Annotated in this window: 1 protein-coding gene and 1 pseudogene; both read right to left on the minus strand. The window is 41.4% G+C overall.

What is annotated here, in order from left to right; all coding sequences use genetic code 11:
- Positions 1-205: pseudogene (locus tag P20311_RS14080) on the minus strand (IS5/IS1182 family transposase); the annotation flags it as partial.
- Positions 206-347: 142 nt separating this feature from the next.
- A partial coding sequence (locus P20311_RS14085; RefSeq protein ID WP_036985234.1) for a substrate binding domain-containing protein occupies positions 348-875 on the minus strand: 528 nt, incomplete at its 5' end.

Raw genomic sequence — 875 nt, forward strand, 5'->3', positions numbered from 1 at the left:
AAAGCTTTAATAGTGTGGCTGGATGATACTTAGGGCGGCCTGTGGACTGTAAGGTTAATCCTTTAAACCCCAATTCAGCTAGATTTAGTTCCTCAATGAAAACATCAATTACTCTGACCGTATTATCTTCACTGACGTAGTCTTCCAACGATTCTGGAAATAACGTTGATTGGTTACGATCTTCACCGCTTATAAACTTTGACATATTGCCTCAACCCTCGACTGAATCAATAGTCTTATTATATAAATATCAGTATATTAAGTGAACTAAATGTATAGATTAATCGATCATAAGCAGCAGATACTTAGACCAAAAGGTGATCAGAGTTTTTACACAGTCTGTGCCATTAGCGGACACTCAATCTTGACACCAAGTGATCAAAAACCAATCGAATACGTTGTGGTACTGGACCACGTTGAGGGCGATAAATATATAAATCCCAAGGCACCGGCTCGACCTCTTCTAACACTCTCACAAGTTTCTCTTGGCGTAATAAGTCTTGGACCAAAAAGTCAGGAATTTGAGCAAAACCTAGTCCATTTTGTATAGCCATTAATTCAGCTTCGGTGTCGGCACTTCGAAAACGTGTTATGGATGGCGTCCACTGTCTGTCCATGGAAAAAACCCATGGCCAAAGCTTTCCCGTATTGCGATCTACTAACCCTGTAACCGGCAAGTGGTTTAGTTCTTCAATAGACGCAGGCCTTCCCACTCTATTTATTAAGTCAGGCGAAGCCACGACATACATATTAATTTTGGTGAGCTGGCGGGCAATAAATCGACTATCTCTCATGAAGCCGATACGAATCCCAATATCTATTTTTTCGTCAACTACATCCACGCGCTCGTCACTGAGTGTCAGGTCTATATCCAG

This window comes from Pseudoalteromonas sp. BSi20311 (assembly GCF_000239875.1).
Taxonomy (GTDB): Bacteria; Pseudomonadota; Gammaproteobacteria; order Enterobacterales; family Alteromonadaceae; genus Pseudoalteromonas.